Here is a 13262-nt window from a genome sequence, read left to right on the forward strand (position 1 = left end):
CGGAATTAAAGGCAGATTCTAAGCCATATATTACACTCGTAGAACAAATGTAATCCAATTAAAATTAACAAAAAACACTTTTTACATTCTCTTTAAAACCCCTACATTTGTTTCATACAATGGATACAATGAAAAAATATGGTTTTCTGGCTGTTTTAAGCCTTTTATTAGCTTGTGATGATGGAGATTTTAACGTTCCATCTTTTGATTTTGATGGCTTAACTATTAACAGTTGTGGAAACACCATATTGAATAAAATTACTTCGAGCGGTACTGAATCCTTAATTCTTCAATTGAATATTGACAATACTGATGATGTTTTTTTTAAAACTCCATTGGATAGCGTACTTGTTAGAATTGAGCCTGGTACAAACAACACCATGTTTTATAAAATTTTTAACGATGCTATCACTTCTAGTTATTTCTGTGTAGAGATTCCTCCTTCTACGCCTATTGTTACAGAAGAATGGTTTGGAGAAGGAGATTTGTATATCACCAATACCATTACTTTAGATGATAATGATGGTGTTCCTTTAGAAGTAGAACAAGTTATTGACCCTAATACGGGAACTTGGTTAGATACAGATGGAGACGGTTACCCTGATTTTATTGATATTGACGATGATGGAGATAACAAACTTACTATAAACGAAGATATTCAAATAGCAAACTTACCACCAACTTCTACAGGAGATCCTCAAACAGTTGACACGGACGGAGATGGTATCCCTAATTACCTAGACACTGATGACGACAATGATGGAATTCCTTCTATAGAAGAGTCTGAAACTGCAGATACCAACGTAAATACGATTGTTGATTACCTGGATAAAGATGACATGAATCCAATAACACCAGCAAGCCCTGTGACCAACACCTACGCGTATAAATATGTGATGCGATTTGAGTTTTCTGAGCTGACACTTTACAATGAGTCAAGTACCATTAATTACCAAGATGGCTATAATTACGGAACCAAAAGTGGTGAATTTACTTCTACCGAAAATCCAGGTGATGTGGTAGAGTAATTAGCCTCTACTTTGAATGATATAAACTTCGGTCGCACCTTTACCATACTTGAGGTAAGAACCTTCAGAAATCTTTACGGGATATCTCCCTAACAAATAGTGTAATTCTTTTTGTAGAACCCCTTCTCCTACTCCATGAATAAATACAATACGTGGAATTCGTTTACGGATCGCAAATTCGAGTTTGTGCTTTGCCGTATCTAATTGGATAGTCAACATATCAAAATTCTGCATGCCTCTCGTGGACTTTACCAAATTTTGAATATGTAAATCCACTTCCATAGGTGGAACGGTACCTTCCTTTTTATTTTTTTTAATCTGATAGTTTTTCTTTTTCTCTGGTTGTGTTTTGGCACGCAACAAAGGATTGTTTATATCAGAAAATTTAGACAGCTCACTTTGATCCTTGGCAATTTTAACCAAATGACGTTCTTCATAAGTCAATTCAAACCCAAGCTCATCTTCAATTATAACCTTAGCTTTATCAACGGAAACCACAACACCACGGATAGCATCATCCAAAACAGCTACCTTATCTCCTTTACTAAATTTCATTGCTACACTTCTCGTTTCTTATCGTAAGATATTTGAGACAACAAATATTCTATAGCCCCAATTCTTGCAGATGTTTTTCTGTTGGCCTTGATTATTTTCCATGGAATTCCATCTTCAGGCGTATTTTCAAACATCTTCGTTTTATACTTTGTATACTCATCCCATAAGCCTTGAGCAACTTCATCTACTGTAGTCATCTTCCATTGTTTCAATGGATTTTTCTTGATTTCATCAAAACGTTTTGCCTGCTCTCTTTTATTAATAGACATATAAATTTTGACAAGTTTTATCCCCGATTGAGTAATCATCTTTTCAAAATCATTTACCTGACTCATAAAAATCTCATACTCTTCTTGTGTACAGAATCCATTCACAGGTTCAACAACGGCTCTATTGTACCAACTTCTATCGAAAAAAACTATTTCACCAGCCTTTGGGAATTTTCTTATATATCGCTGAAAATACCACTGAGTACTTTCCTCTTCAGAAGGTTTTCTCAAAGCCACAATTCTAAAATGACGTGGATTGATTCTTTCCGTTATTCTTCTAATAGCTCCTCCTTTTCCTGCAGCATCTCTACCCTCAAAAATAACAATCACTCGTTGGTTCGATTCTATAACCTCCGTTTGCATTTTAATCAACTGAACTTGAAGTTTCTTCAGTTTTTTCTCATAGTCATGCACACGCAAGGCACGTTCTATATTTATTCCATCTTTCCCCAACAATCCTTTGATACCAATTTTGGTATTCAATTTGTCTATAACAGGTTTTCCTTCTAGGCTTCCTTCCATCTTATTCGCAATTCAATTTTTTAATACTTAAATTCTAAAAACCCCTTAATCTATAGAGTGGGACGATCTAAAATAATGCATGATTACATTTGGATCTGGAAACAAACTTGTTTCAGAGAAATCTTTTCCGTCATACTCAAACTTAGATAATACATACCTGATACATTCCAACCTGGCAACCTCTTTGTTGTTTGTTTTTACAATCACCCAAGGACTATAACTCGTATGCGTTTTACTATACATTTGTTCCTTAAAATGAGAATATTTATCCCACAATTCTTGTCCTTTTTGATCCACAGGACTAAATTTCCATCGTTTCAATGGATTTTTCATTCTGGAATTAAATCTCTTTTCTTGTTCATCTTTTGAGATAGACAACCAGAACTTAATAATGATCAAACCATCTTCATAAAGCATGTGTTCAAATTCTGGCACCTGAGACATAAACTCGTTATATTGATTGTCGTCACAAAACCCCATTACAGGTTCTACTACAGCACGGTTGTACCAACTTCTATCAAAAAACACGATTTCACCAGGATTTGGTAATTCTTTGATATAACGCATAAAATACCACTGACCACGTTCTATATCCGTAGGTTTATTCAAGGCAACTAATCGAGACGTTCTTGGACTTAAATGTTCCATAAACCTTCTAATAGCCCCTCCTTTACCAGCGGCATCTCTTCCTTCAAAAATTACCGCAACTCTCTTGTTATTTTTAGCAACCCATTGTTGGAATTTCACCAACTCAACTTGAAGCTTTTTTAGTTCTTCCTCATATGCTATGCTATCAAGTATTGTTTTATACTTTCCACCTTTCTGAGCAAGCAGTTCTTTTAAACCTTCCTTGGTGCTTATTTTTTCTATTTCTTCTAAAGACAAGCTTTGATTTTCTTCCATACTCTTAATTTCTTTTTCCAATTTTACAAAGTATCAATTCGCTACTTCGCTTAAAAATTTAATACGCATCAAACGCATATCCTCCTCTTCATAATCACCATCAAATTCATCCATGGCAGCCTGTATATCATCTGTCTCAGAATCCATAAAGTACTCCATAATTTCTTCTTGTTGGTCCTCATCTAATATATCATCAATACAATAAGAAATATCCAATTTTGTACCTGAATACACAATAGTTTCTATCTCTTTTATCAATTGATCCATCTCTAAACCTTTTGATTTAGAAATATCTTCTAGAGATAATTTTCTATCCGTATTTTGAATAATGTATAATTTCAAACCAGACTTAACACCTGTTCCTTTGACGATTAAATCATCTGGACGAACAATGTCATTTTCACTTACATAGGCTTCAATAACAGCAATAAAATCTTTTCCAAACTTTCTTGCTTTTCCATCACCCACACCATGCACATTAGACAACTCCTCAATTGTTATTGGATATCTTAAGGCCATGGCTTCTAAACTTGGGTCTTGAAAAATAGCAAAAGGAGGAACTCCTTTTTTCTTCGCTACTTTTTTTCTCAAGTCTTTTAAAATACCCATCAACTTCTGATCGCTTACTCCACCTTGAGCTTTAGAGTTTACAACTCCTTCCCCCACATTTTCTGTGTGTGTATAAGTATGATCAGCGGTCATCATAAACGAACGTGGATTTGCTATAAAATCATGACCCGATTCTGTCATTTTAAGAACGCCGTATTGTTCTATCTCTTTTTTTAATAGATCAACAACAAAAGTTTGTCTGATCAAAGCCATCCAATAATCCGCCTTGTGGTTTTTACCGACACCAAAAAATGGTCTTTCAGGTGTTTTATGGGAATTCAACATGGCATTCTCCTTTCCTATCAAGGTTGCCACTATATCTTTTGCTTTGTATTTTTCTTTTGAATCTCTTACAACAGATAATAATATCTTTACTTCTTCTCCAGCCTCTACTTTTGGTTTTGGAGTTCTCGTATTATCATCCATATCAGCACCCAAACCATTTACCTCATCAAATTCTTCTCCGAAATAATGCAATAAATACTTTCGTCTACTCATTGAAGTCTCAGCATAGCCTACAACTTCTTGTAACAAAGCATGTCCAATTTCCTGCTCTGCCACTGGCTTGCTAGACATAAATTTCTCTAGCTTCTCAATATCTTTATACGAGTAGTAGGCCAAACAATACCCTTCACCATCATCTCTACCTGCTCTACCTGTTTCTTGGTAATAACTTTCTAAACTTTTTGGTATATCATGGTGAATCACAAAACGCACATCAGGTTTATCTATCCCCATTCCAAAAGCTATGGTTGCTACAATCACATCCGTATCTTCCATCAAAAACATATCCTGATGTTTTGCTCTGGTTTTAGCATCCAACCCTGCGTGATAAGGCATTGCTTTGACACCATTCACTTGAAGAATTTGAGCAACTTCTTCTACCTTTTTTCTACTCAAGCAATAAATCACACCTGATTTCCCTTGGTACCCACGAACAAAACGAATCATATCACTATAAATATCATTCGTTTTGGGTCTTACATCATAAAACAAATTGGGTCTATTAAACGAAGCTTTGAACCTATTTGCATCAGAAATACCTAATGTTTTTAAAATATCTTCTTGCACCTTTTCAGTCGCTGTTGCAGTCAAACCGATTACAGGTACATTATCAATGTTTTTTATAATATTTCGAAGATTTCTGTATTCCGGTCTAAAGTCGTGTCCCCATTCTGATATACAATGTGCCTCATCAATCGCTACAAATGATATTGTTTGAGATTTTAAAAACTCAACATATTCTTCTTTTATCAACGATTCTGGAGCTACGTATAACAACTTGGTCAATCCGTTCTCAATATCTGTTTTAACCCTTGTTATTTCAGTTTTATTTAATGAAGAATTCAATACATGTGCAATTCCATCATTTTCAGAAATTCCACGAATCGCATCCACTTGATTTTTCATCAAAGCAATCAGTGGAGAAACCACGATTGCTGTTCCTTCTTTCATCAAGGCTGGTAACTGATAACACAATGATTTCCCTCCTCCTGTTGGCATAATTGCAAAAGTGTTATCTCCAGCAACTATACTTCTAATTACATCTTCCTGTAAGCCCTTGAATTTTGAAAATCCGAAAAACTTTTTTAAAGGACCATGCAAGTCAATTTCCTTTCTATTCATTACCTTTCCTAATCTATTTTTAGATACATTTGCAAATAAAGGTATCACTTTTTTTTATTCTACAAAATTAAAACTTTTGAAAAACACGAATACAATTATTGACAAAGCCTTGCTTACTATTGACATAGAAAGTAAAGCGATAGCGAATTTAAAAAAATTAATCAATTCTGATTTTGAAAAGGCAGTAAATTTCATATTTAATTCTAAAGGAAGGGTAATTATTACAGGTATTGGTAAAAGTGCCATTATTGCGAACAAAATTGTGGCTACAATGAACTCTACAGGTACGCCAGCTATCTTTATGCACGCTGCTGATGCAATCCATGGAGATCTTGGAAATATTCAGGAAGAAGATACTGTCATTTGTATCTCGAAAAGTGGTAATACGCCTGAGATAAAAGTCTTGGTTCCTTTCATTCAAAACTATGGAAATAAAATAATTGCCTTAACGGGTAATCCTGATTCTTTTTTAGCAACCAATGCAGATTTTGTATTGAATTGTGCCGTTGAAAAAGAAGCTTGTCCTAACAATCTTGCGCCCACTACAAGTACTACTGCTCAATTGGTTATGGGAGATGCTTTGGCTATATGTTTGCTAGATCTAAAAGATTTCTCAAGTAAAGATTTCGCAAAATACCATCCAGGAGGAGCTCTAGGAAAACGTTTGTATTTAAGAGTTAATGATTTGGTAAATACTGATACTGTGCCAGCTGTTACTCCAGAAACGAATGTGAAAGATGTGATTATAGAAATCTCTAAAAAAAGATTGGGTGCTGCCGCCGTTTTAGACAACGGAGTTATTTCTGGAATGATTACGGATGGAGATATCCGTAGAATGTTAGAAAAACACAGTGATATTTCTCAATTAAAAGCAAAAGACATCATGTCGACAAATCCAAAAACTTTGGATGCGGATGCTATGGCAATTGATGCTTTGAATACTTTAGAGAATTTTGGTATTACACAAGTATTGGTTTTGAATGATAAAAAAGAATATATTGGAATCATTCATTTACACGATCTTATCAAAGAAGGAATATTTTAAAATCATAGTACGCACAAATTATTAAATTCATGAGTGAAGAAAAAAACCAAATGTCATTTTTATCCCATCTTGAAGAATTAAGATGGCATTTAGTAAGATCGACTGCAGCAATTTTTATATTTGGTATCATCCTTTTTGTTTTTAAAAAGGAAGTGTATGATGGATTTCTATTAGCACATTTAGATACAAATTTTGTTACGTATCAATGGTTTTGCCAAGTGTTTAGTTCCATAGGAATTGATAGTGATTTTTGTGGTGTTAAATTCCCTCAAAAACTACAAAGTCTTTCTATGACCAATCAGCTGATGAATGCTATATGGACTTCGTTGATTTTAGGTTTGATCATTTCCTTTCCCTATATACTTTGGGAGATGTGGAAATTTATTGCTCCTGGATTGCACGATAGCGAAATAAAAAAATCTAAAGGGTTCTTATTCATCACCTCTATCCTATTTTTCACAGGAGTAGCTTTTAGTTTTTATGTGATTGTCCCGATGTCTGTTTATTTTTTCTATCATTTTGAAATTACAGACACTATTCAAAATAACTTTACCTTATCCTCCTATATATCTATGGTTACAAACACCATACTTGGAGTTTCTGTTGTATTTGAACTTCCTGTTTTGATATTTTTCTTGACAAAATTAGGATTGATCACACCAGAATTTTTGAAAACATATAGAAAACATGCTTTAGTAGTTGTACTTTTATTATCTGCTGTGATTACACCTCCGGATGTTGCCAGTCAAATAATTGTTTCTATTCCCGTGTTGATATTATACGAAGTAAGTATCCACGTATCTAGATTTGTAGTAAAAAAACAAGAACAAGCATAACAAAATTTATTTCTCTTTTATGAAACTTAGAGCTGAAAACATTCAAAAACTATACGGTAACAGAAAAGTTGTAAAAGGTATTTCCCTTGAAGTGAACCAAGGAGAAATCATTGGTTTATTAGGTCCGAATGGAGCAGGTAAAACAACTTCTTTTTACATGATTGTAGGAATGGTGCAGCCAAATTTCGGGAAAATATTTTTAGACGATCTTGAAGTTACTGAATTCCCAATGTACAAAAGAGCACAGCATGGTGTGGGTTACTTGGCACAAGAAGCTTCTGTATTTAGAAAACTTTCGGTTGAAGACAATATCCGATCCGTACTGCAATTTACAGGAAGAACAAAAAAAGAAGAAAACGAGAAACTAGAAAGTCTTATAGAAGAGTTCAGTTTAGGTCATGTTAGAAAAAACAGAGGAGACTTGCTTTCAGGTGGAGAGAGAAGGCGTACAGAAATTGCGCGATGTTTGGCATCTGACCCTAAATTTATTTTATTAGATGAACCGTTTGCAGGAGTTGATCCTATTGCCGTAGAAGACATTCAAAGTATTGTGGCACAATTGAAAAACAGAAACATCGGAATCCTAATTACCGATCATGATGTACAAGCAACACTCGCCATTACTGATAAAACTTATTTGATGTATGAAGGAGGTATTTTAAAAGAAGGAACACCGAAAGAACTTGCCGATGATCCTACTGTAAGAAAAGTATATCTAGGAGAAAGTTTTATTTTGAAAGAAAATAAGTTCAAGTAAACCAATTACCCTTAGAAAGGCTCAGGGTACATCCGTTGGAGGCTGAGCTTGTCGAAGTCTCACTACTTATTACCACCTTATAAAAACAGACCCCCAGGTAAATCCACTTCCAAAAGCAGCCAGAACTACCAAGTCGTTATCTTTAATTTTACCTTTTTCCCAGGCTTCACTCAATGCAATTACAACCGAAGCTGCAGTTGTATTCCCGTAATACATGATATTGTTATACACTTGATCGTCATTCAATTTAAACTTTTTCTGGATGAATTGGGCAATACGTAAGTTTGCTTGATGCGGCACTAACAAATCTATATCGTCAGGCTTTAATCCATTCTTTTCAAGGCCTTCTAAAATAGCCTCAGAAAAACGCGTTACAGCATGCTTGAAAACAAACTGACCATTCATATAAGGATAATAAGAAATATCATCCGGATCATTATTTTCTATGATCTCAGGAACCCATCTCCCCGTACTTGGTCCTTCCAGCACTAACTCTTTGGCATGCTTTCCTTCAGAATGTAAATGTGTGGATAAAATTCCCTTTCCTTCTTCTTCACTTCTACTTAAAACGACAGCACCTGCACCATCTCCAAAAATCACAGAAACATTTCTACCTCGCGTGGTTTTATCCAGTCCACCAGAGTGATTCTCTGATCCAATGACCAAAATATTTTTATACATTCCTGTTTTTATAAACTGATCTGCCACAGACATAGCATAAACAAAACCAGAACATTGATTTCTAACATCCAAAGCACCAATCGTAGGCATCTCTAACATCTCTTGAATTTCAACACCTCCACCCGGAAAATACATATCTGGACTTAAGGTTGCAAATACTATAAAATCGATATCATCCTTTGTCAATCCAGCTCGCTCAATTGCCTTTCTAGCAGCTTTGGCTCCCATTACTGAGGTAGAATCACCAGATCCTTCCTTGATCCAACGTCGTTCTTTAATTCCTGTACGTTCCTGGATCCATTCATCATTGGTATCCATCATTTTAGACAAATCATCATTCGTCACGATATTTTCAGGAACATAAAAACCAAGTCCCGTTATTTTCGAACTGTACATAATAATATCAATTTAGTTAGTAAACTTAAATGTAAGAAATAAATCCTAGGCAATCAATCCCAGTTGTTAGATTCTTCTAACTCATAAAAAAAGCTTTGATACCGCTCAAAATACTCTGAGCTGCATAGGCTGATAAGATCAAGCCCATCACCTTACTGATTACGATGATTCCTCCTTCTCCTATTCTTTTTTGCACTTTGTTTGAGACTAATAAAACCAAACAAGTAATTCCAACAACAAGGGCCAATTCTACAATCGTAACAATTTGTTGCGTGATGGAATATAGTGTATTATCTGTCATCAACACAACAGCCAAAATAGCTCCTGGTGATGCTATAGAAGGCAAGGCTACTGGAAATATGGTGACTTTTTTATAATCCGTAATCAAACTCATTTCCGACTCTGGCTTACTTTCTCCCAACACCATTGAAATAGCAAACAGGAATAATATAACCCCGCCTGAAATTTGAAAAGCTTCTAGACTAATCTCCATTCCATCTAAAATAATTTGTCCGACTACAATAAAAAAGAAGAGTACAAAAAAAGCAATCAATGAAGAATTGATAGCAATTTTTCTTCTTTTACCTGCATCAAAATGTTTGGTTGCTTCCAAATAAACAGGTACAGACCCCATTGGATCTATCACCGCAATTAATAACAATATAGCACTTAATACCTCTGCCACTATTATTTATAAATTTGAGTTCCGTTGGTTGTAAAAGAGACCCCTTGTTGTCCATAAGTTGAAATCATAACAGCCTCAAACAACGGCAAATTTCTTTTGTCTTTAATAGCCCAATCAAAAATAAAATTAGCACCTGAACCGCCTTCTCTATCCACTTGATCAATTATTATCTCAACCGTTTCTAAAGGTTTTAGTTCAATAGGCTTTTTTAAATATTCTCTTATTTTTTTCCCAGCAGTATCGTAATAATCCGCTTTTAAAATATATAAAGATTCTGTAGCAGACGTATTTCTCAAACTTGTGGTAATTGTTAAATACAAATTATTATTTCCGTGCATCTGATACACATGAGAATAAACCGGAAGATAGGTAGCTCCTAATTCCAAATTCTCCATACTCGGATTGGAAACATAACGTTTTTCAAAATTCGTTTTTATAACCGTCACTTCTTCTTTTGGAGTTTCACATGAACTTATAAGAACAAGTAATAATAAGGCTGATAATATTCTCATGGCAATATTTATTTTCAATGCTAAATTATTCTTTTATAAATCTACAACTAATTTCACAGAATGCAAGTACTCCTAATTACTGATATTTACCCCACGACATTTAATTTCGCAAATTTCAGAATCAACTTTTTCATTCCTTCCTTTTCAAATTTAATTTCAGCTTTAGCGTCTCCACCAACTCCTTCTAATTTCATCACCTCTCCTTGACCAAAACGAATATGTTCTACTTTTGTCCCAACTGCAATTTTGGCATCTGATACACCTCCAGCTCTCGTTGCAACTTTTGATACGGGCTTCATATTTTTCGGTGCTACCAATGGTTTCTTTAACACACTTGGTTTCGCTGTTCTTACACTAGCTGATTTTCTAGGAATTGGTTTTCTAAATCTTATTTTATCTTTAGGGACATCATCTTCAAACAAACTGCTATCCACAAAATTATTTGTTCGTGGCGCCAATTTTTTGGGTGTTAAATATTCTAAATACGCAGGATCTATTTCTTCTAAGAATCTACTTGGTTCCCCATCTGTTAGTTTCCCCCAACGATATCTTGTTTGGGCAAAACTTAAATACGCCTGATGTTCTGCTCTTGTCAACGCTACATAAAACAATCTACGCTCCTCCTCTAACTCACTTCTCGTATTCATACTCATGGCAGAAGGAAATAAAGATTCCTCTAATCCCACAATATACACATAAGGATATTCTAACCCTTTTGCCAAGTGAATCGTCATTAAGGAAACCATCGGCTCATCATCCTCTTTATCACTATCTAAATCAGATTTCAAAGCGACATCTTCTAAAAACACAGCCAACGAATCTTCTTGTTCCTTTTCCTTAGCATCATCTACAAAATACTGGATACCATTCAACAACTCTTGCACATTTTCAACCTTACTGATCCCTTCAGGAGTACCATCTGCTTCTAAATCTTTTACAATTTGAATTTGCTTCACTACCTGATCTGCAATTTCAAAGGCATTAACTTTTTGAGCATTGATAGAAAGCGCCTGAATCATATTGGCGAAATTTTTCAACTTCGTTTTGGTTCCAGCATTAATTTTGATATCCAATTTATCAATATGAGCAACTATTTCAAATATTGATTTGTTATAATGATTTGCTGCAATTGTTAACTTATCTATCGTTGTTGCGCCAATACCTCTTGCAGGGTAATTGATGATTCTTGTCAATGCTATATCATCTTTTGGATTGATAAGCACTCTTAAATAAGACAATACATCTTTGATCTCCTTACGTTGATAAAAGGAAGTACCTCCATAAATTTTGTAGGCAATTCTTTTCTTTCTCAAGGCATCCTCCATCGCTCTTGATTGAGCATTGGTTCTATACAGAATACAAAACTTATCATTTGTCAATTGATGATTCATTTTGTTTTCAAAGATCGAATTGGCCACCCATCTTCCTTCTTCACCATCAGAAATCGTTCGCATTACTTTTACCTTTGGTCCATCCGCATTTTCGGTAAAAATTTCTTTATCTAATTTGGTTTTATTTTTGTCGATGACGCTATTCGCAGCTTCTACAATATTTTTAGAAGATCTATAATTTTGCTCTAGTTTAAATGTTTTAACATCGGTATAGTGCTTTTGGAAATTCAAGATATTGTTGATATTCGCACCACGGAAGGCGTAAATACTCTGAGAATCATCTCCAACCACACAGATATTTTGAAACCTATCTGCTAAAGCACGCACAATAAGATATTGAGAATGGTTGGTATCTTGGTACTCATCCACCATCACATATCGGAAACGGTCTTGGTATTTTGCCAATACATCAGGAAAACGAGATAATAATTCATTCGTTCTCAACAACAAATCGTCAAAATCCATTGCTCCTGATTTAAAACAACGCTCAACATAGGCCTTATAAATCTCCCCCATTTTAGGTCGACTTGCCATGGTATCTGCTTCTTTTAAATCTGTATTATTAAAATAAGCTTTTACGGTAATCAAGCTGTTTTTAAACTGAGAAATCCTACTCAATACTTGCTTTGCCTTGTAGCGTTCTTTATCTAATTGCAACTCTTTGATGATAGAGCCTATAAGTTTTACAGAATCCTGTGAATCATAAATGGTAAAATTTGAAGGATATCCTAGTTTGTCTGATTCCGATCTTAAAATCCTAGCAAATACCGAGTGAAAAGTACCCATCCATAGATTTTTAGCCTCACTTTGTCCAACCACACTAGCAATACGTTCTTTCATTTCACGTGCTGCTTTATTGGTAAAAGTCAAATTCAAAATATTAAATGCATCAACACCACTCTTCATCAAATGGGCAATCCTATAGGTAAGCACTCTCGTTTTTCCTGAACCTGCACCTGCAATGATAATCATAGGTCCTTTGGTTTGTAAAACTGCTGCTTTTTGCGATGGATTCAATCCTTCTAAATAATCTGCCAAACTAATTTCTTTTGAATTTTAATAAAAAAGTATCTCTACTACAAGCATCAAAAATAAGTTTTAAGCTCTATTAAAACAATAAAAGTTATCTACATATTCGCTATTTTAAAAAAATGATTAAATTCGTTCCTCTTATATAAATTCACAAGAATAAAATGGACTTTACAACACTTGCTTTATCAATTCTTCCGGCCATCATTACAGGAGGTATTGCTTATTATTTTTTCAATGCACATTTTAAAAACGAAAACAATCGAAGAAAGTTCAACCTCTTGCAAGAAAACAGAAAAGCAACATTGCCAGTTCGACTGCAAGCCTATGAGCGAATCACTTTGTTTTTAGAACGTATCAATCCAAGTCAATTGCTGCTTAGAGTAAAGCCTTTAGGAGATAACAAAGAAGCTTATAG

12 protein-coding genes and 1 pseudogene are annotated in these 13262 nt (G+C 34.7%); 5 read left to right on the top strand and 8 right to left on the bottom strand.

The window, feature by feature from the left end; all coding sequences use genetic code 11:
• The first annotated feature begins 119 nt into the window (after positions 1 to 119).
• Entirely contained in the window at positions 120 to 1028 is a 909-nt protein-coding gene (locus P8H68_RS10610; protein WP_300324684.1) for a hypothetical protein, read from the top strand.
• Here P8H68_RS10610 and P8H68_RS10615 read toward each other — a convergent pair whose 3' ends face one another.
• Genes P8H68_RS10615 through P8H68_RS10630 form a run of 4 tightly spaced genes read right to left on the bottom strand, consistent with a single transcriptional unit; the run spans position 1029 to position 5512 of the window.
• Entirely contained in the window at positions 1029 to 1583 is a 555-nt protein-coding gene (locus P8H68_RS10615; RefSeq protein ID WP_300324687.1) for a DNA mismatch repair protein MutS, read from the bottom strand.
• 2 nt (positions 1584 to 1585) lie between these two features.
• The gene (gene ppk2, locus P8H68_RS10620) at positions 1586 to 2374 is read right to left on the bottom strand and encodes a polyphosphate kinase 2 (protein ID WP_300324689.1); all 789 of its coding nucleotides are present in this window, start codon (positions 2372 to 2374) and stop codon (positions 1586 to 1588) included.
• Between the two features lie 45 nt (positions 2375 to 2419).
• Positions 2420 to 3277 (bottom strand): polyphosphate kinase 2, encoded by an 858-nt coding sequence (gene ppk2 / locus P8H68_RS10625; RefSeq protein WP_300324692.1) that lies wholly within the window; start codon positions 3275 to 3277, stop codon positions 2420 to 2422.
• A gap of 33 nt (positions 3278 to 3310) precedes the next feature.
• Positions 3311 to 5512 (bottom strand): ATP-dependent DNA helicase RecQ, encoded by a 2202-nt coding sequence (locus tag P8H68_RS10630; RefSeq protein ID WP_300324715.1) that lies wholly within the window; start codon positions 5510 to 5512, stop codon positions 3311 to 3313.
• 76 nt (positions 5513 to 5588) lie between these two features.
• Here P8H68_RS10630 and P8H68_RS10635 point away from each other — a divergent pair, with 76 nt between their 5' ends.
• Genes P8H68_RS10635 through lptB form a run of 3 tightly spaced genes read left to right on the top strand, consistent with a single transcriptional unit; the run spans position 5589 to position 8150 of the window.
• Positions 5589 to 6557 (top strand): KpsF/GutQ family sugar-phosphate isomerase, encoded by a 969-nt coding sequence (locus P8H68_RS10635; protein ID WP_300324695.1) that lies wholly within the window; start codon positions 5589 to 5591, stop codon positions 6555 to 6557.
• A gap of 29 nt (positions 6558 to 6586) precedes the next feature.
• Positions 6587 to 7393: a twin-arginine translocase subunit TatC gene (gene tatC / locus P8H68_RS10640; RefSeq protein WP_300324698.1), complete on the top strand. Its 807-nt coding sequence runs from the start codon at positions 6587 to 6589 to the stop codon at positions 7391 to 7393.
• Between the two features lie 19 nt (positions 7394 to 7412).
• Positions 7413 to 8150 carry an LPS export ABC transporter ATP-binding protein gene (gene lptB / locus P8H68_RS10645; RefSeq protein ID WP_300324701.1) on the top strand — a complete coding sequence of 246 codons (738 nt, stop codon included), beginning with the start codon at positions 7413 to 7415 and terminating at the stop codon, positions 8148 to 8150.
• A 69-nt stretch (positions 8151 to 8219) separates the two neighbouring features.
• Here lptB and P8H68_RS10650 read toward each other — a convergent pair whose 3' ends face one another.
• From P8H68_RS10650 to P8H68_RS10665, 4 genes are all read right to left on the bottom strand, one after another.
• Positions 8220 to 9227: a beta-ketoacyl-ACP synthase III gene (locus P8H68_RS10650; protein WP_300324704.1), complete on the bottom strand. Its 1008-nt coding sequence runs from the start codon at positions 9225 to 9227 to the stop codon at positions 8220 to 8222.
• A gap of 76 nt (positions 9228 to 9303) precedes the next feature.
• Complete coding sequence (locus P8H68_RS10655) at positions 9304 to 9912, bottom strand: MarC family protein (protein WP_300324706.1); 609 nt, start codon at positions 9910 to 9912, stop codon at positions 9304 to 9306.
• Positions 9913 to 9914: 2 nt separating this feature from the next.
• Positions 9915 to 10424, bottom strand: coding sequence for a DUF3124 domain-containing protein (locus P8H68_RS10660; protein WP_300324709.1), 510 nt, complete (start codon positions 10422 to 10424; stop codon positions 9915 to 9917).
• Between the two features lie 86 nt (positions 10425 to 10510).
• On the bottom strand, positions 10511 to 12853 hold the full coding sequence (locus P8H68_RS10665; protein WP_300324711.1) for a UvrD-helicase domain-containing protein: 2343 nt from the start codon (positions 12851 to 12853) through the stop codon (positions 10511 to 10513).
• Positions 12854 to 13008: 155 nt separating this feature from the next.
• On the opposite strand from P8H68_RS10665, the pseudogene P8H68_RS10670 reads away from it, so the two are divergent.
• A pseudogene (locus P8H68_RS10670) lies at positions 13009 to 13262 on the top strand (hypothetical protein); the annotation flags it as partial.

This window comes from Flavicella sp. (assembly GCF_029238425.1).
In the GTDB taxonomy this organism is placed as follows: Bacteria; Bacteroidota; Bacteroidia; order Flavobacteriales; family Flavobacteriaceae; genus Flavicella.